Source organism: Paenibacillus polysaccharolyticus (assembly GCF_900102085.1).
In the GTDB taxonomy this organism is placed as follows: domain Bacteria; phylum Bacillota; class Bacilli; order Paenibacillales; family Paenibacillaceae; genus Paenibacillus; species Paenibacillus polysaccharolyticus.
In genome coordinates, this window is record NZ_FMVM01000004.1 from 1 (window position 1) to 17420 (window position 17420).

The 17420-nt window shown below is 45.2% G+C and carries 15 protein-coding genes, 1 rRNA gene and 1 riboswitch; of the genes, 11 read left to right on the forward strand and 5 right to left on the reverse strand.

Going from position 1 to position 17420, the window contains the following annotated elements; translation table 11 throughout:
• The first annotated feature begins 2 nt into the window (after nucleotides 1-2).
• The 4 genes from rrf (at nucleotide 3) to BLQ13_RS06600 (ending at nucleotide 2386) form a co-directional block, all read left to right on the forward strand.
• Nucleotides 3-119 (forward strand): 5S ribosomal RNA (gene rrf, locus BLQ13_RS06585).
• Nucleotides 120-354: 235 nt separating this feature from the next.
• Nucleotides 355-978, forward strand: a complete 624-nt coding sequence (locus tag BLQ13_RS06590; RefSeq protein ID WP_090917349.1) for a deoxynucleoside kinase — start codon at nucleotides 355-357, stop codon at nucleotides 976-978.
• A complete protein-coding gene (locus tag BLQ13_RS06595) occupies nucleotides 975-1631 on the forward strand; it encodes a deoxynucleoside kinase (RefSeq protein ID WP_090917351.1) in 657 nt (218 codons plus the stop codon). The genes BLQ13_RS06590 and BLQ13_RS06595 overlap by 4 nt, the downstream gene beginning before the upstream one ends.
• Nucleotides 1632-1903: 272 nt before the next feature.
• Nucleotides 1904-2386, forward strand: a complete 483-nt coding sequence (locus tag BLQ13_RS06600) for a hypothetical protein (protein ID WP_090917353.1) — start codon at nucleotides 1904-1906, stop codon at nucleotides 2384-2386.
• 124 nt (nucleotides 2387-2510) lie between these two features.
• Here BLQ13_RS06600 and BLQ13_RS06605 read toward each other — a convergent pair whose 3' ends face one another.
• Nucleotides 2511-3254 carry a MerR family transcriptional regulator gene (locus tag BLQ13_RS06605; RefSeq protein ID WP_090917357.1) on the reverse strand — a complete coding sequence of 248 codons (744 nt, stop codon included), beginning with the start codon at nucleotides 3252-3254 and terminating at the stop codon, nucleotides 2511-2513.
• 263 nt (nucleotides 3255-3517) lie between these two features.
• On the opposite strand from BLQ13_RS06605, the gene BLQ13_RS06610 reads away from it, so the two are divergent.
• Nucleotides 3518-4705, forward strand: coding sequence for an MFS transporter (locus tag BLQ13_RS06610; RefSeq protein WP_090917883.1), 1188 nt, complete (start codon nucleotides 3518-3520; stop codon nucleotides 4703-4705).
• A gap of 33 nt (nucleotides 4706-4738) precedes the next feature.
• Here the strand turns inward: BLQ13_RS06610 and BLQ13_RS06615 are convergent, their stop codons facing one another.
• From BLQ13_RS06615 to thiM, 4 genes are all read right to left on the reverse strand, one after another.
• Nucleotides 4739-5194, reverse strand: coding sequence for an Lrp/AsnC family transcriptional regulator (locus BLQ13_RS06615; protein ID WP_090917359.1), 456 nt, complete (start codon nucleotides 5192-5194; stop codon nucleotides 4739-4741).
• Nucleotides 5195-5566: 372 nt separating this feature from the next.
• Complete coding sequence (thiE, locus tag BLQ13_RS06620; protein WP_090917361.1) at nucleotides 5567-6232, reverse strand: thiamine phosphate synthase; 666 nt, start codon at nucleotides 6230-6232, stop codon at nucleotides 5567-5569.
• Nucleotides 6232-7044 (reverse strand): bifunctional hydroxymethylpyrimidine kinase/phosphomethylpyrimidine kinase, encoded by an 813-nt coding sequence (gene thiD, locus BLQ13_RS06625; protein WP_090917363.1) that lies wholly within the window; start codon nucleotides 7042-7044, stop codon nucleotides 6232-6234. Before thiD ends, thiE begins: the two co-directional genes overlap by 1 nt.
• Entirely contained in the window at nucleotides 7044-7853 is an 810-nt protein-coding gene (thiM, locus tag BLQ13_RS06630) for a hydroxyethylthiazole kinase (protein ID WP_090917365.1), read from the reverse strand. Before thiM ends, thiD begins: the two co-directional genes overlap by 1 nt.
• A gap of 155 nt (nucleotides 7854-8008) precedes the next feature.
• Nucleotides 8009-8111, reverse strand: a riboswitch (TPP riboswitch).
• Nucleotides 8112-8339: 228 nt separating this feature from the next.
• Between thiM and BLQ13_RS06635 the strand changes: the two genes are divergently transcribed.
• From BLQ13_RS06635 to BLQ13_RS06660, 6 genes are all read left to right on the forward strand, one after another.
• Nucleotides 8340-9221, forward strand: coding sequence for a radical SAM/SPASM domain-containing protein (locus tag BLQ13_RS06635; protein WP_090917367.1), 882 nt, complete (start codon nucleotides 8340-8342; stop codon nucleotides 9219-9221).
• A gap of 249 nt (nucleotides 9222-9470) precedes the next feature.
• Nucleotides 9471-12308, forward strand: coding sequence for an S-layer homology domain-containing protein (locus BLQ13_RS06640; protein ID WP_090917370.1), 2838 nt, complete (start codon nucleotides 9471-9473; stop codon nucleotides 12306-12308).
• A gap of 333 nt (nucleotides 12309-12641) precedes the next feature.
• Nucleotides 12642-13310, forward strand: a complete 669-nt coding sequence (locus BLQ13_RS06645; protein WP_090917372.1) for a pectate lyase — start codon at nucleotides 12642-12644, stop codon at nucleotides 13308-13310.
• Nucleotides 13311-13613: 303 nt separating this feature from the next.
• The gene (locus tag BLQ13_RS06650) at nucleotides 13614-15095 is read left to right on the forward strand and encodes a sensor histidine kinase (protein ID WP_090917374.1); all 1482 of its coding nucleotides are present in this window, start codon (nucleotides 13614-13616) and stop codon (nucleotides 15093-15095) included.
• Nucleotides 15088-15780 (forward strand): response regulator transcription factor, encoded by a 693-nt coding sequence (locus BLQ13_RS06655; protein WP_090917376.1) that lies wholly within the window; start codon nucleotides 15088-15090, stop codon nucleotides 15778-15780. The genes BLQ13_RS06650 and BLQ13_RS06655 overlap by 8 nt, the downstream gene beginning before the upstream one ends.
• Nucleotides 15781-15900: 120 nt before the next feature.
• Entirely contained in the window at nucleotides 15901-17412 is a 1512-nt protein-coding gene (locus tag BLQ13_RS06660) for an S-layer homology domain-containing protein (RefSeq protein ID WP_090917378.1), read from the forward strand.
• The last annotated feature ends 8 nt before the right edge of the window (nucleotides 17413-17420 follow it).

The following is a 17420-nucleotide window of genomic DNA, read 5'->3' on the forward strand; positions in this document are numbered from 1 at the left end:
CGTTTGGTGGCGATGGCGGAGGGGTTCCACACGTACCCATCCCGAACACGACCGTTAAGCCCTCTAGCGCCGATGGTACTTGGACCGCAGGGTCCTGGGAGAGTAGGACGCCGCCAAGCAAAGCAAAGACACACTTGATGAAAATCAGGTGTGTTTTTTTGTGTGAACGATTAAATCTAAGCTAAGTGAGAAAGCAGTTTCAGTTATGATACGATACAAGTCTGACGAATCCCCCTTATTTTGACTTGTTTTATACATAAAATACTGTCTTTCCATTGTGCCAAGCTGTGATACAATAGGTGAGGTCTATATAGAAACGGAACACGCATAATTACGAGGAGGAACCGTAACACCATGAAATCAGCCCCGTTTATAGCTGTTGAAGGTCCGATTGGAGCGGGGAAAACAACGTTAGCTACGATGCTTTCCCAAGAATTGAATCTTCCATTGGTTAAAGAAATTGTCGAGGAGAATCCATTTTTGGCCTCCTTTTATCAAGATATCGACGAGTGGAGCTTCCAACTCGAAATGTTTTTTCTGTGTAACCGATTTAAGCAACTAGAAGATACCGGAGCACAATTTATTAAACAGAACAGCCCAGTCGTTTCGGATTATCATATTTATAAAAATTTGATCTTCGCTGAACGTACCTTAAAAGGAACGAAGCGGGATAAATACCGCCAAATCTATCATCTGTTAACGGATGACCTGCCCAAACCCAATCTGGTGCTCTACATTGAAGCTGAGCTGGATACATTGATGTACCGGATTAATAAGCGCGGGCGTTCCTTTGAGCAGGATATGGACCCTGCGTATATGGAGCAGTTAATTGCCGACTACAAAACAGGGATGGAGTATTTGGCCAATGGAACGAATCCGCCAGTCATTCTCAAGATTGATGCAGAGCAACTTGACTTTGTGGAACATCCTGAGGACTTCAGACAGATTGTTAATCAAGTAAAGGAGCTTATCATATGAATAACTATGGCATTCCAGCGAATGCATTAATTACAGTAGCAGGAACGGTAGGGGTGGGGAAGTCCACACTGACGGCGGCACTTGCAGATCGATTGAATTTCAAAACATCGCTTGAGCAGGTTGATCATAATCCGTATTTGGAAAAGTTTTACCATGACTTTGAACGCTGGAGTTTTCATCTGCAGATTTATTTCCTCGCTGAACGTTTTAAAGAACAGAAAAAGATTTTTGAATTGGGCGGTGGTTTTGTACAGGATCGCTCCATCTATGAGGATACGGGCATCTTTGCACAAATGCATGCCGATCAGGGCACGATGTCTGCTACCGACTTTGAGACGTATAGTAGCTTGTTTGAAGCGATGGTCATGACGCCTTATTTTCCACACCCGGATGTTCTGATCTATCTGGAAGGCAGTTTGCCATCGATTCTGAACCGGATTAACGAACGTGGTCGTGAAATGGAGATTCAGACAGACCGCTCGTATTGGGAGCACATGCATGAGCGCTATTCCGTATGGATTAACCGGTTTACAGCTTGCCCAGTACTGCGCTTGAACATTGATGAATATGATGTGCATGATTCGGCTTCAGTCGATGCTATTCTGGAGCAGATTGCAGCTGTTATTAAGCCTTCCAAAGAAGCGCAGGTATAATTTAAATATATTTATCCTATATAGGACAAGGAATAGGGGAAAATAGACATCCTCTTTTACAGTGATACAGGCTGTGGAAGGGGTGTATTTTTTTGTTTTTTTATATAAGTTAATCTAAAAAAAGGATTTAGTTGATCAAGCTTTATTGGAATATGTATGTATATAGCTATTAAAATACAGAAAAATGTTGAAATTTGAAGCTTTTTGTGGTTTTATAGGGAAGGTGAATTCTGGAAATATAGTATAAGCATGACTCAGGAGGGAAAGACATCGTGGAAGAAAAGCAAGGAGTAAAGATTGGAATGCCGATTATCGGTGGTTTGATTGCTGCCATACTGGGAGGTGTGGTGTGGGCTGCGATTGCAGCTATGACGGAGTATGAGGTTGGACTTATTGCGATACTGGTTGGCGTGCTTTGCGGGTACGCTGTCGTGTTGTTCTCAAACAAAAAAATCGCAACGGTGCACAAGATTATTGCTGTTGTTTTCGCGATGGTGGGTATCTTGCTTGGTAAATACTTGACGGTGGTTTATTTTACATCTGAATTATTTACCGATGTGAGCATGTTGACTCTGATATTTGACGGAGAAATGATTAGTGCGTTTGCAGAAACAATTAAAGAATACTTTAGCGAGCCTACAGACTGGTTGTTCATCGTTTTGGCAATTGTATCTGCTTGGCAAATTCCAGGCCGGATGGCGAAAACAAGCATGGCATCAGAAGCAACGACCCCGGATCAAGCACCAAGAGCGTAAGCAAAACACGAAGTTCTCGGAGTGGACATCACCATCAGGATGGTTCACATTGCGGCCGGGATCGCGGGATCGGTGGAGATTATCAAAAGGACGTAACGCCTCAGGGGTTACGTCCTTTTTGATGTTATTGATTCTGATCGGCAAATACAGCCATGGCATGACACATGAATTGTGCCAGCCCCTCACCAAACTGATCGATATTCTTGGTGAAGCGTTCATCGTCTACGTACATCTGACCAAGTCCTTTGAAGGCTTCTGGGGAATAGTTCCCGATCTCATTCAGGTAAATGTACCATTGTTTAATCTCGCCCTGTACTTCGGCAGATTCGGGTGCTGTGTGGCGAATGGCTGCTAATCGTCTGAAGATATCATTCATCTGATTAGAAAGTTCTTTTTGTTTGTCAGCCGGCTGGTCATTTAATTTCTGGTTTGCCTCATTGACGGCGTTGTCACCCCAGCGCTCACGGGCTTCCTGTTCGTACGGATTTTGACTAAAATCAAAACCTTGAAATTGTTCTTTAGGGGTCATTTCAATCTCTCCTCTTAGATGTAGTACGGTTTTATCGATGGTGGTAATCATTTGATCCAGACGCTGGCGTTTTTCCAGCAAAATGAGTTTGTGCATATGCAATGCTTCCTCCGCATCAAAGGCGGGGTCATCTAAAATGTTTTTGATTTCTTTCAGCGAGAAGCCGAGTTCTTTGAAAAATAAAATCTGCTGAAGTCGTTCCAGATTGGCATCCGAATACATTCGATATCCGGCATCAGTGACCTGATCTGGAACAAGCAGCCCGATCTCGTCATAATGATGCAGTGTGCGCACACTGATCGAAGCAAGTTCGGAGACTTCTTTTACCTTCATGGCCATGGGTGAAACCTCCTTACACCATGAATTGTACAATGTCACGTTACGTGAGAGTCAATACGTTAATTTTGTGAAAAAGGAGCATCATAGGAATTCAAAGCAAAGCTTGTGAAAAACAAGGTTTTTCTTCGTTAACAAGCTTAAGTACCTTTAATGCTGTATGCAAAACCTCTGCTTATTTCTGTAAGCTTAATAAAGATAGCAAGTGAGTATTCAAGCTATCCAAAATACAGAATAAAGGGGCTTTCATTGTGATTTCAAACGAGATGTATTCTATTAAAGATGATACATATGTCCAAAAACAAAGTCTTCCATGGGCGGCTCTACTGGCGTTAGCTATGGCAGGATTTATCTGCATACTTACTGAAAGCCTGCCTGCTGGGCTACTCCCTCAGATTGCCATGGGTCTTGGCATAACGCAGGCAAAAGCCGGACAACTTGTTACGTTGTATGCTGCAGGCTCTCTGGTAGCGGCAATTCCACTGACTGTGGCAACTCGCGGGTGGAGACGTAGACCTCTTTTGCTGCTATGTATTATAGGCTTTCTCTTATTTAACACGGTGACTGCCTTATCTTCGGTATATGTTATAACGTTGATTGCACGTTTTTGTGCAGGAGTAGCAGCGGGGGTGCTATGGGGAATGACCGCTGGATATGCACGTCGGATGGTGCCAGAGTCATTAAAAGGAAAAGCTATAGCCGTTGCTATGGCAGGTACACCTTTGGCATTAGCGCTTGGTGTTCCGATTGGTACTTTTTTTGGAACGTATGTAAGCTGGCGTTTAATCTTTGGAACGATATCTATATTGACGCTCGCGCTTATTGTATGGGTGTTCTGGAAAGTTCCAGATTATGAAGGCGAGGTCAAGCAGAATCAACTCTCACTGCATAAAATCCTGTTTCTTCCTGGAATAAGGCCTATTTTATTTGTGGTGCTTGCCTGGGTGTTAGCTCATAATATTTTGTATACTTACATTTCTCCTTTTCTGGAAAATACAGCACTGGCCCATAGAGTTGATCTGATTTTACTCCTATTTGGCGTAACTTCAGTGGTGGGTATTTGGATTATTGGACTGCTGATTGATCGCTACTTAAGGATACTGGTGCTATTAAGTGTTGCGATATTTGCTTTTGCCTCAGCGGCGATGGCAATCTGGAGCAATCAGCCGGCTGTTATCATTATAGGGGTGATTGCATGGGGATTGACCTTTGGCGGAGCGGCAACGTTACTCCAAACAGCTATTGCACATGCAGGAGGTCGCAGTGCCGATATCGCCCAATCGATGTTGGTAACGGCATGGAATCTAGGGATCGGTGCGGGAGGTATGGTTGGTGCTATCCTGCTTCATTGGAGCGGAGCTAGATTCCTGCCGGGTTCCTTGGTGATATTGTTGTTTATCGCTCTTCTCATCACGTTGTACTCTAAAAAACACGGATTTCCTAGTTCACCTTGAAATGGTGATATCTAAAATAGAAAAGATGAATGGTTAGGATTCCTTTGAGATCAGGAACTGGGGTTCATCAATTAGGTTTTTGGATGCAATAGGCGAGGACATTGCGATAAGTGTAGTATAGGTTCCGTATTTGTCACATTGATTTCCGAATGCCTCTAAGTCTGCAATAGAATCTGTCATGACTTTCAATAAATAATTGTGTTCTCCACTGACGCGATAACATTCTACAACTTCGGGCGACATACGGCAGAAATCAAGGAAAGCAGTGCATTCTCTAGTCTGAAATAGTAGATAGGATGTACTTTGTTTTCCTAATTTTTGCGGATTAATGATGGTGCGGTACCCTTCAATAACACCACTTTCCTCCAGTCGTTTTACACGTTCCGTGACGGCTGGCTGTGAAAGTCCCACCAATTTTCCTAATTCGGTCATGGACAATCTGGCTTGGTTTTCCATATGAAACAGGATGTTTCTATCGATCTGATCCATAAACTCACTTCCTTTTATTCTATAGGTGATTTTTCGAAGATGCTTTTATATTCATAGTAATTAAAAGATAATGGTTTGTAAATGTGAGGCTTTATAACAGAAATGATTTATATATTAAATATGTTTGGATGGAAGGGAGGGGATGAGATCGATATGTGCGTGATGCAAGGTGGGAAGAAGGTGAGAAAGGCGAAAGGATTTAAAGGATGCAGAAGGAGGTATGGGGCGCTAGAGGATGACTAGTTTGCGGAAGGATAAGGATAAAAAAGGAATCAGGAGGATGTATAGGTTGCAGAACGAGGCAAAGGAGGCGAAGAATAAAACAAGAATGCAAAGGCTGCAGCCTTTGCATTATCCGGGCCGGGAGCATGGCTATGCCTGCTCCCGGCGGGTGATCGCAGCGAGCTGTGCAGTCGCTGCGTGCACATCGGCCGCGCCCGCGATGGCGGAGATGACGGCTACGCCGTCGGCTCCAGCCGCCATCACGGCGGCCGCGGTATCGGGCGTAATGCCGCCGATACCGACCACCGGAACTGCGATGCCTGCGGCGCGCAGTTCCGCAACCCCGGCGGGGCCCAGCACAGCGTGGGCATCCGCTTTGGAGCGCGTCGGGTACATCGGCCCGACGCCAAGATAGTCTGCGCCCGCCTGCACGGCACGGCGGGCTTCAAGGGCGGAGTGGGCGGATACGCCAAGCATCCGCCCTTCTCCGATGCGGGCGCGTACCAGCGCCGCGTCCGCATCGTCCTGGCCGACGTGTACACCGTCGGCCTCCACCGCCACAGCCAGCTCCACATCATCGTTCACGATGAACGGTATCCCGTGCTGGCTGCACACCTCGCGAAGCCGCAGCGCAAGCATCATGCGGGCTTCGCCTGTCAGGGCACCAGTTCCCTTCTCGCGGAACTGGAACAGCGTGATGCCGCCAGTGATCGCCTGGCGGAGCACCTCCACCGGGTCACGCGTCGTATTGACGCTACCCATCACCAAATACAACTGCAGCGCGCGGCGCACCGCTTCCGCATCCCATCTACGCATCAGCGTTCACCCCGCTGTCTGCGCTGGTACGCAAAGTGATTCGTTGGCCCGTGCCCGGTCCCGAATCCCAGCTCATCTTCAATGGCTGCCTGAATGAATGCTCGCGCGGTCGTAACGGCAGCCAGAATAGGGGCACCCTTCGCCAGTTCCGCCGTAATGGCAGCAGAGAACGTGCAGCCGGTTCCATGGGTATGACGTGTCATAACACGAAGGTTCTCAAAATAATGAAAGGAATGCCCGTCATACAGGATATCGATAACCGTACCGCTTCCCGTATCATGTCCTCCTTTAATCAAGGCATATGTTGAACCCATCTGCACCAATTGCTTTGCGGCTTCCTCGCGCTCACTCAGGTTCCGAATCGAACTCCCGATAAGTAGTTCGGCTTCGGGAATGTTAGGTGTGATAACCAAAGCAAGAGGCAGCAGATCTTCCACAAGTGCTTGCACAGCCTCCTGCTGGAGCAGAGGTGCACCTCCTTTGGCAACCATCACGGGATCAATAACCAGATTTGACCAGTCGTATTGCTGACATTTTGCCGCAACAAGACGAATAATCTCGGCACTATACAGCATACCTGTCTTGATGGCACGCGGCTGAAAGTCGACTCCCGTTGAATCAAGTTGCTGGGCAATTCCGTCGTAATCAATCGGAAACACGCCTTGAACCCCTGTAGTGTTCTGAGCGGCGATTGCAGTAATGACCGTCATGCCGTATACACCAAGTTCTTGAAAGGTTTTGAGATCCGCCTGAATTCCTGCACCGCCGCCGTTATCAGACCCGGCAATCGTTAACGCTTGAGCAATATTCATCACACACCTCCACGAATCTGACGGATTTGTGCATGCTCGGAGAACAGCGAAGGTGTAATCTGCGCCAGTTGATTTAACAATTCAATCTGGAAGCTGCCTGGCCCCTGATGAGCCGTTCGTGCTGCAGCCTGTTCAGCGGCTACACCGTAGGTTGAGACAGCTTCCACCACGCTGTTCAGCATGTCGCGCCCCGGCTCGCCAATCGCAGCAAAAGCACCAATGACTGAGCTGAGAAGACAGCCTGCTCCGGTAACTTGGGTGAGCAATGCATGTCCGTTGCTTGTGAGGAAAGTATGATATCCGTCTGTAATAATGTCATACTGGCCCGTAATAACGACAATACAGTCAAGTTGTTGCGCGGCCTTCTCCGCAATGCTAATCCGATCACCCTCGCCAACCCCGGCGTCCACACCTTTGATATTCCATGGCACACCAATGACATGGGCCACTTCGGCGACATTGCCTCTTAATACGGTAAGACGAAGCTCACGAACCAGCATTTGTACCGTATCGGTGCGATATGTCGTGGCTCCTGCACCAACAGGATCAAGGACAACAGGCACATGATGTGCATTGGCTGATTGTCCGGCTAGACGTATCGCTTGAACGACCTTTTTATCCAATGTGCCGATGTTCAGAACCACCGCACCAGCCATTCGAGCGACGTCAGCGACTTCTTCATGAGCATAGGCCATAAACGGAGAGGCTCCGAGGGCAAGCAGACCATTTGCGGTAAAAGGGGCAACCACAAGGTTGGTAATATTATGAACCAAAGGATTGAGTGAACGTACACGTTCAAGATAAGACATCCAAATGACCTCCTTATTTTCAAATGATGGATATGGTTATGAGCGAGACGACTAGCTGAAATACAAAAAGCCCCGTCCATTTCCGGAGAAATGAACGGAGCTATACGTTTGAACTGAAGTTGATCCCCATCTAGGATAGAGATCCCCTACTGCCAATAAAAGCCGCCCCACTTCCCTCCGCTGGTATAATCCAGATCAGGTTCAAAGGGTCCGAATCGTCGTATTCGTCTCAGCCGCAAGGCTCCCCCAGTGCAAATGTACAAGATATGCAGTTATGTACTCAGCATATATCCATCTTGACTTAATGTAAATAGGGCGGGACTTAAGTCGTGAAAAGGGGATGAAAACACACACTGGACTTTGTACTAATCCGCTATTCTGATTTACCTTAGCTCGTGAACCCGATATAATGGGGATTGGCTCATATGGCCGTACTACGAATGAGGGCAGGACCGTTGTTCCTCCCGGCAGAATGGGGACCCTGAGTTGAAAACGTTCAAGAAAGTATATATTGAAATTACGAGCATCTGTAATCTGGCATGCAGCTTTTGTCCACAAACGAAGCGAGCCAAAGGATTCATCGACCCTGAAGTCTTTAATAATATATTGGATCAGATCAAACCACACACAAAACATATTTACCTGCACGTCAAAGGGGAACCGCTGCTTCATCCCAAAATTGACCTGTTGCTGGATATGGCTCATGCCAAGGGATTTAAAGTGAACATTACGACCAACGGTACGCTACTGCCAAAGACACAGCATAAATTATTGGGCAAACCTGCACTGAGACAGATGAATTTCTCGCTGCACAGCTTTGACGGTCATGAAGGTTCTACGGATCGTGACGGATACCTGCATAACATCTTGTCTTTTGTTCGTGAAGCGGTGAAACATAACGTCATCGTCTCATTCCGACTATGGAATCTGACTCAGGATAACTTCACCAATGCTCAGATGAATCGCAATCGGGAGACACTTGAGGTGCTGGAAAAGGAATTCAATCTGGACTTCCGTATTGAAGAAAAGGTGGTTGCGGGTAGTGGCGTGAAAATTGCACCCAACGTATACCTGAATCAGGACCATGAATTCCAATGGCCAAGTCTCGATGCACCTGAAGATGACGGCAAAGGTTTTTGTCATGCATTACGCAGTCAGGCAGCTGTGCTGGTTGATGGGACCGTGGTTCCATGCTGTTTGGACGGAGAAGGTGTCATCAACCTTGGAAACATCCATGAAAAGTCTTTTTCCGATATTGTGGACGGAGAGCGTGCGAACAATCTGGTATACGGTTTTTCCAAACGGGAAGCTGTAGAAGAACTTTGCCGCAAATGCGGATACCGGCAGCGCTTTGGAGCAGGAGCCTAAAATCATACGACAGATAACTCAAGTGTGTTATTCGGTAATATTCCGAGTAGCACATTTTTTTATTTATTATTAGGAAAGAATAGGCACCATTTGATTCATGATTTCAACTATTATGTAAAATGATAGTCTATTAATCTTGTTTTTATAAATATACATGGTATTATTATCCTACTGATCATAAAAGGGGGAGTAGTTCAAAAGTTACACTTTTGTGTTAATAACGGACGTTTAAGAGGAGTGTGTCGAGTTTTGAATTTAAAATGGAAAAAGTTTAATCGAAAGTTGTCAGCAGTACTCTCTACATCATTGATTGCCTCTATGTTTTCTATGCAATTGCTAGCCTCGGCGGAAGTGGCTCCATCATCTGTAACGTCATTTAAGGATGTTGAACACTCCTATGCCAAAACAGAAATTACGAAGTTAATTGAAAAAGGCATTTTATCTGGATTTGCGGATGGAACATTTAAACCCTCAGATTCAGTAACACGTGCTCAATTGGCAAAGATTATGGTGGGTGCGCTTCAATTAAAGCCTGACTCTACTGTAGCTAGTTCCTTTAAAGATGTGGAGCAATCCAAATGGTATGCTGGCTATGTATCTGCACTCGTTCAATCTGGTATTGCCCAAGGAACCTCGAAGGATACGTTTTCTCCAGATAAAAAAGTTACGAGAGAGGAACTGGCTGTATTCTTCGTAAGAGCATTCGGCTGGGAAACAAAGAACGCACCAACTCAAACAACAAAGCCACAGCTCGCTGATTTGGATAAAGTATCAGACTGGGCGAAGGATTCTGTGTCACTCGCATATCAATCCGGATTTATTAAAGGTATTGTTCAGAAAGACGGAACAACAACGTTTAATCCAACGGGTGTAGCGGATCGACAAGCATTGGCAAGACTTGCTTATGAGTTTGTCATGAATAAGTCTACATATGATAATATTATGATTCCTGCGAAGACAGACGAAGATACAAACAACTCTAACTCCACAAAACCAGAAACAACGAAGCCTTCTGAAAACAGCAACAAAGGTAACAGTAGCAACAATAGCTCTACCGGGGATAATGGAAACAATAACAACACTGGTGGAAATAATGGAGGAGGTCAACAAACTTCCAGCAAAAACCTTACTTCTCCAGGCACATACACTTTGGGTAACGTAACCGGTAATGTCACGATTGGTTCTCAAGGTGTAATTCTGAAAGATACTAAGATCAATGGTAACCTTCAAGTTCTTGAATCTGTAGCTAATGGTGATGTTACACTTGATCATGTTACTGTTACAGGAACAACTAGCATTAAAGGTGGAGGACCCAACAGTATCCATGCACTAAACTCTGTTCTTGCGACTGTAATTGTAGATAAAGCAGATGGAAGTGTTCGTTTGGTTCTGGAAGGTGCGAGTGATGTACAACAGATTGAGATCAAGTCTGGAGCCATCGTAAAGAATGATTCCACAGGTGATGTTGGTCCGATTGAATTGACAGACTCTATTCCACATAATGCTGCGGTAGTGTTGAACGGAACGTTTGACTCTATTATGGTTCATGCAGAGCAGATTTCAGTAGAGTTTGGAGACAACTCCAGCATCGGAAATCTCGAGGTGTTCCAACAAGCACTGAATACGGTTTTCAAAATCAATCAAGGTGCAACCGTAAATCGCGCGATACTGGATGCTATTGTGCAATTCTCTGGAGCGGGTTCGTTAACTTCTGCACAAGTCAATGTAGAGGGAAGTGACTTTAGCGGGCTGCAACAGCAGCCAAGAATTGAAGCAGATCCTACAGTGACTAGTTTGGTATACTTACCTGAAATTAGTGATCTTTCAGCTGTAAATGCTACGAAACAAATTGTACTTACAGGCGTAATAGGCTCAGCGAACAAAGATGTGACGTCTCTTGCAAGCTGGGAAGTAGAAAATAACGGCATTGTCACTGTAAACTCGGGTAAAATTCAAGCTGTAGCTAACGGTACAACCGTTGTGAAGGCTAAATACGGAGAATATCAAATTCAAGTTCCAGTGACTGTTGCAGTATATAATGAATCAAACCATCCGACTCTGGAAGGTATTCAGGTTACAAATGGAAGTGCTAAACTGACATTTACCAATGGACTGGATGCATCTGGACTGACTGCTGAAGACTTTGTGGTACATGCATACTATAACGGTCAAGAGCGGGAATTGAATAATTTACAGTATCACAATGGGGAATTTACATTTAGCCCTATCGATAGTTACGGTTCCACATTGTACATTACAGTTGATTCCAATACGGAAAAGACTCATTTTGCAGGAAGCCAAAGTGCTTCTGTAAAACTTACAGGATTCGGCGGACATATTAAAGATGTCGCTGGAGCACCAGTAGCCAATTTGCAAATTTCTTTTAGAAAAGGTCTGGATAACAAAACGGGTGATATTGTTGGTACAGTAACGACAGACACTTATGGTGATTATTACATTAATCTGCAACCAGGCATCTACACAGGTGAGCTTGGAGGCGGAGATACAAAGTACATTAGAACATATCTTATTGGTGTATCGGCTGTTAATGTAAAAAACCAAAATGAAAATCAAACAGCGATTGAGATTCCGGCAGCTAATGAAACACGTTTTGTATTAACCTGGGGTAAAGATCCAGCAGATCTGGATTCACATCTTATCGGCCCAGCTGGTGATGGAGGAGTGTTCCATACCTACTACGTGGATAAACGTTATTATTATGATGACGAACTGATGGTAGATCTGGATCTGGATGATACTACATCTTATGGACCAGAGACGACGACGATTCGCCAATTGCTTCCGGGAACATATACCTTCTACGTACATCATTATTCAGGCACAAGTACAATCAAGATGTCTGGTGCTAAAATTGATGTATTCCACGGAGCTGTCGCAACGCCAAGTGCAACCTACACGGTTGAAGAAGGAAGCGGAAATGAATTGTACTGGATCGTTCTGAAAATGATTGTTGCTGAAAACGGTACAGTGACTTATGAAACTGTGAATCAATTTACTAATGTTAATCCGCTTTATACGTTAACACCAGATTCTTCTTCTCAAGGAACAGATGGAGCAGAGGAATAGGATAATCTTTGGTTAGACGAAGTATATTTAGAGAACTCCCTGTTATTTTAAAAACAGGGGGTTCTTTTTAGGTTAACGATGATATCCAGACAATAAAGACGGCATATTTGAAGTTGATATCGGTACATATCAATGTAGAAACAGAATGTATATATGCGAACAATACAGAAGGGATGCTAAAAAATGTAAATGTGATCTTAAGATTATTCCTGTAATCTCCCTTTTTTTGTAGGATTAGGACAGGTTCCGAGCAGTGATCTACTTCTGCGGTTCTGTCAGACAAGCTAGCGTGCTTGGAGACAAATTCACTTATATTAAGGGAGGATGTTCTTGATGAAAAAAATGTTAACGCTGTTGTTGTCCGCCGGTCTGGTCGCTTCCATATTTGGTGTTATGCCCGCAGCGGCTGCGCCAACGGTTGTAAACTCAACGATTGTTGTACCTAAGGGCACGACGTATGATGGACAGGGGAAAACCTTTGTGGCTAATCCATCCACCTTGGGTGACGGTTCTCAAGCAGAGAATCAGAAGCCGGTCTTCCGGCTGGAAGCAGGTGCTACACTGAAAAATGTCATCATCGGTGCGCCAGCGGCAGACGGTGTACATTGTTATGGTAACTGTAATATTTCGAATGTAGTATGGCAGGATGTGGGCGAGGACGCGTTGACATTGAAATCGTCAGGAACGGTGAACATTACAGGCGGTGCGGCATACAAGGCTTATGATAAAGTGTTCCAGATGAATGCTTCGGGTACGATTAATATCAAAAATTTCAGAGCAGATGATATCGGTAAGCTTGTTCGGCAAAATGGAGGAACATCCTATGCAGTTAATATGACGCTTGATAATTCCAACATATCCAATGTCAAAGATTCCATTATGCGTACAGATAGCAGCAGTACACAAGGGCGAATTACGAATACACGTTATTCCAAAGTGCCAACACTTTTCAAAGGATTTGCTTCAGGTAAAACGAGCCAGTCGGGTAATACGCAGTATTAAACTGTGGGGAACTTAGTTATCCAAACTAGGTAGACTGGATCAGTGTACCAAATTTATTTGTCGAACAGTGCGGTAGGAATCACTAATCTATCCATTAATCGTTTGAATAAGCATGTTGCTTATATAACTAAGCCATATGCACCATACAGGGTGGAGCAGAGCAAATGCTGCTTCACCCTGTTTTTTATGCTCATAGCCATACGACACAATTTAGCCAGCTTGATTTACATATGGGCAATATGAAGCTTCTTGTGATAATATGTGCACTAACTGTACCAATCGCATGGTTAAGAGGGGATACATATGTCAATTCGCATCAAAATGCTGCTTTCGTTTACAGGCATGCTTGTGATCAGTCTCCTGTTTATATTGCTTACAGCAAGTCTCTATACGATTGCGGCAACAGGGGATTTGCAAAGTTTCCGAGATATATACAAAGTCCATTATCAGATCAATCCACTGACGGAACAGGGAGAGACGATCTTTCAAGAGATGAAGTTTACAGCGAAAAGTGATCCGGACGAGCTACAGGACAAGGTATTGCTTCGGGAATACGATATGAAACTTCGAGCCGAGAAATCCGGGCTCTACGTGAGGCGTGAGGACAGTCCGATCTTTGAATCGCGGACATTCCATCAACCCGGATTGGGACAGGCACTGCCCGCCTATGATCTGAACAACAACCAGATTCGAAGTACGTTTAACATCGGTGAGCGCTTCTACGCGTATGCCAAGTTTGATTTTCAGTATTCAGATGGAGAACGAGGCAGTATCTTTGTCATACGGGAGAGAAGTCCGTTTGCAGAACTGACACGCAAGCTGTTGCCTGTGATGTCTCTCCTGTTGATTGGTGTCCTGATCATCGCTAACCTTCTTCTGTTCCGCTGGATTACACGTAGTTTCATTCAACCGTTGCATCAGTTACGAAGTTCGGCCGAACAGATCAAAAACGGTAATTTGTCTTTCAAGCTTGAACCTTCCTCCAATGACGAAGTTGGACAGCTTAGTGAGGCATTTGAAAGTATGCGGAATCAGTTGCAACGATCCAATGAGTTGCGACAGCAAGATGAGATTAACCGCAGAGAGTTGATCTCCAACATTTCGCATGATCTTCGCACGCCGATTACTAATATTAAAGGGTATATCGAGGGCATTCGGGATGGGGTAGCGAACACACCGGAGAAGATGGACACTTACGTCAACATTATTCATTCCAAAGCGGTTAGCATGGATAAACTGGTGGATGAATTGTTCTTGTACTCCAAACTGGACTTGAATCAGGAACCGTTTGTGTTCAGCCCAGTGGATCTGGTTGATTTTATGGAGGATAGCATTGAAGAACTGCGATATGATCTGGAGGACAAAGGAGTAGGACTCGAGTGGCATAACCGAACTTCGGGCTCCGTTCTGTCTGCTGTGGATCTGGATAAACTGAAACGCACGATTGTCAACATTGTTGATAATGCACTGAAATATATGAATGATGACGACAAACGACTCCGTATTACTCTTGAAACGAATCAAGAGTGGAATACCATTACATTCCAGGATAATGGGAAAGGCATATCCGAGGAAGATCTGCCGCATATATTTGAGCGTTTCTACCGAGCCGAGCATTCACGCAACTCGTCTACGGGCGGAAGTGGTCTTGGACTGGCCATTGCCCACCAGATTGTAGCTGGACATGGTGGTTTAATCTGGGCAGAAAGCAAGCTGGGTGAAGGCACGAGCATCCATATCCAATTGAAAAGGCTCATAGATGAAAGGGGGAAAAAGCATGACTGATATTCTGATCATTGAGGATGAAACGACCATTGCCGAACTGGAACGGGACTATTTCGAACTCCATGGATTTACGGTAGAGCTGTGTCATAACGGGGATGAAGGATTGCGCCGTGCTCTGGACGAGAATTACCGACTTGTCATCGTAGATTTGATGCTTCCCGGGATGGATGGTTTCGAATTATGCAGGCTCATTCGTGAGGAGAAGGAAGTGCCCATCCTTGTCGTTTCCGCAAAAAAAGAGGAGATCGATAAAATCCGCACGTTTAATCTCGGTGTCGACGATTTTATTACGAAGCCGTTCAGCCCAAGCGAATTGGTCGCAAGAGCCAAGGCTCACCTGACCCGGTACGAGAGATTGCTCGGCAAGAGCAAACCTGCTGAACAGGATGAGATCCACATTCGCGGACTTCACATCGACAAGGGATCACGCCGTGTATTTTTGAACGGAGAAGAGGTGGGCATCACCACCAAAGAATTTGATCTGCTTGTATTTTTGGCGAGTCATCCGAACCGTGTATTCAGCAAATCCGATCTGTTCGAACGAATATGGGGCATGGAATCGAATGGCGATATTGCAACGGTAACAGTGCATGTTCGTAAGCTGCGCGGGAAACTGGAGAGTGATCCGAAACATCCCGAATACATCGAAACGGTCTGGGGTGCGGGGTATCGTTTCACCATATAAGTTTAGAGAAAGATTCGTTGCAGTTTATATTTTGTTAATATATTTGTTCTTTGGAGTTTCTTTTTATCCCCTACGCTATAGATAGATGCAACAACTACCTACAGAGGGGAAGAACATTTCATGAATCTTACAGCTCGTAAACTAGTAGCACTATTAACGATAACCGCATTGGGAACAGCGACACTTCCATTCACAACACCTCAAGCTCAGGCAGCTGGATTCACAACTTCTATGTCCGCTACAGCGACACAGCTTGCGAATCAACAGGTGCAGGCGGCCATCAAAGAACTGAACCGTCTCGGGATCATGAACGGATATAGCGATCAATCGATGGGTGAACTTCGGGCGATCACACGCGCAGAGTTAGCTTCATTGATATATAGAACATTTGATTTGCAGAACAAGACAGGAGACAGTGCAGTAACGTTAACGGATATCCAGGCGAATGCTTGGTATGCGCCTTATGCTCTTAAGGCGGTGGAGACAGGGATCATGCAGTCCGTCGATGGAGAGTTCCATCCTCAAAGTCTGGTAACGGATGCGGAGCTGGAAGAGGTCGTATCTAAAGCATTAAAACGGGATGTGAAGTCCGTACACCATTGGATGAGTGCTTTCTATGAAGAAACGGGCTCTGTAACACGGGGCGAAACGGCAGTGTTGCTGCAAAAGGCTTATCAAGCTATCCCATCGGATCAAGCTCGCATTGAGAGTATTAAACCGTTGAATAACATGACTCTTGTGATCACCTTCGACAAGCCACTTACGGCAGAAGATGAAGTGTTTGCCAAATCCCGGACAGACTTTGCATTCAGCGGGGGGCTAACCTTAACCAATATGCCACGTTTGAAAACAGGCTCTGTTGCTACATACATCGTGCCGACATCCGTTCAACAAGCTGGAGAAGCATACAGCCTTACATATAAAGGACAAGATGCTGGTTCATTCAAAGGCAGTGACGTTAAAGTAAATATGACTCAAGTGCGTCAGGTCACGAATGATACGTTTGAGATTGAAGCTTTGAAGGAAAAAGGTGTGGTGGATTACGGTTATATTATTTCGGCATACAGCGCTGGTCGCGGGGCTAATGCTTTCATTCTGAACGATCAGGAGCAGGCAGACGGCAAAACGTATCAAATTATTTCGTCCATGCAGGCAAGACAAGTTACCATTACGCCGGAAAATGGCGAGCCGATCATTGCCAAATATGTTCCGTTTACGCAATCCACTGATGGCAGACAAGAACCCAAATTCCGATTGCCAGAAGGCCAGATTCTGAAACCAGGGGTATCTTACACTGTGACTTCGGAATGGGCCAGTATCGAGCATGCTTCCTTTACTGCGAAATCATTCGAAGCATTAGTCGTTAAGAGCGCTAAAGTCGCGAGTGATAGTGCCATTGAAGTGACACTTGCCCAAGATCCGGGAGATGAACTATTCTCTGGACGGAGTGTTAGCCTGACAGCACCAGATGGGCATGTCCTGACAGCGACGTATAAATATTCAAGCCGGAAAGGTGCAACAGGTGTATTTGAACTTGCGAATGGAGAAAAGCTGATCTCCGGCACAATCTATACGCTGAACCCGGTTGGCGATTGGAGTGTTGCATCATCGGTAACGGTGGTACAACAGTAAGGAGGACC